Source organism: Mesorhizobium sp. M6A.T.Ce.TU.016.01.1.1 (assembly GCF_003997065.1).
Lineage (GTDB): Bacteria > Pseudomonadota > Alphaproteobacteria > Rhizobiales > Rhizobiaceae > Mesorhizobium > Mesorhizobium mediterraneum.
Genome location: NZ_RZTJ01000088.1, coordinates 1 through 1,137, shown reverse-complemented (window position 1 = coordinate 1,137; position 1,137 = coordinate 1). Strand labels below are relative to the sequence as shown.

The 1,137-nt window shown below is 63.0% G+C and carries 2 protein-coding genes; one reads left to right on the top strand and one right to left on the bottom strand.

All coding sequences use genetic code 11. The annotated features are described in order from the left end of the window. A partial coding sequence (locus tag EOC94_RS33345) for a co-chaperone GroES (RefSeq protein ID WP_148128457.1) occupies positions 1–165 on the bottom strand: 165 nt, incomplete at its 3' end. 455 nt (positions 166–620) lie between these two features. Between EOC94_RS33345 and EOC94_RS33340 the strand changes: the two genes are divergently transcribed. Next, a partial coding sequence (locus EOC94_RS33340; protein ID WP_185928391.1) for an HPP family protein occupies positions 621–1,137 on the top strand: 517 nt, incomplete at its 3' end.

Below are 1,137 nucleotides of genomic sequence, written 5' to 3'. Positions count from 1 at the left end.
GCCGGCTTCGTCACGGGCGCCGGAACCAACGGCGATGATCTCGCCTTCCTGCGGCTTTTCCTTTGCGGTGTCCGGGATGATGATCCCGCCGGCGGTCTTCGCTTCGGACTCGACGCGGCGAACGACCACGCGGTCATGCAGCGGCCGGAAATTCGACTTTGCCATTTTTGGATGTCCCTGGTGCGGATGTTGAACGGTTCTCCGTTGCCGGAGCGTGGTTAGCACTCGCCAGTGGCGAGTGCTAACGTGGCGGTGCAATAGGCCGTAGGCTCGTACTAGTCAAGGCGGACCAGGGGACGGGCGAAGAGCAAAAGAGTTTGGAATCGGCGCGGAAGCACCGACCCCCTTACGAGAGGAGGAAGTACTTTTGCATCTCTCCTGCCAGTCGCTCGTCCTCCGGAAGATCGAGAAGCCGATACTATCCATTCCAGTAAAAGTATCTCCGCGCCCAGGCTCTGACTCGATTTGAAAAGCACCAGCCGTTGGCGGCGACCGCACAAACCGGTGCGCGCAATAATATTCTCACTGGCCGCAAATATTCGGATTGGTTTGACTTTCAAATCCGTGGCTTCGGCGGCATTTCGAACAGCGCAGAATTCCAACTCGCCCCAGGGCTTACGATGGCCTTTCGCCTCTTTGTTCCGATCCTTGCCGGTGCGACGCTACGCGAGCGGCTGCTCGCCTGCATCGGCGCCACGATTGGCATCGCGCTGACCGGCGTGATCAGCGGGCTCGCCATGGGCGGCGGCTCGGATGTGGCGCTGCTGGTGGCCCCGATGGGCGCCTCCGCCGTGCTGCTCTTTGCCGTGCCGTCGAGCTCGCTTGCGCAACCCTGGTCGATTATCGGCGGCAATTCGATCTCTGCACTGGTCGGCGTGACGGTCGCGCTCTTCGTGCACGACCCGGTGATCGCGTCGGGCCTCGCTGTGGCGCTGGCGATCGCCGCCATGTCATTCACGCGTAGCCTGCATCCGCCGGGCGGTGCCGCGGCGCTGACGGCCGTGCTCGGCGGACCGGCCGTGCTCAGCTTCGGCTTCCTGTTCCCGTTGGTGCCGGTGGCGCTGAACTCGACAATTTTGGTGGCGCTCGGCTTGGTTTTCCACCGGCTGTCACGGCGCAACTATCCGCATGTCCCCG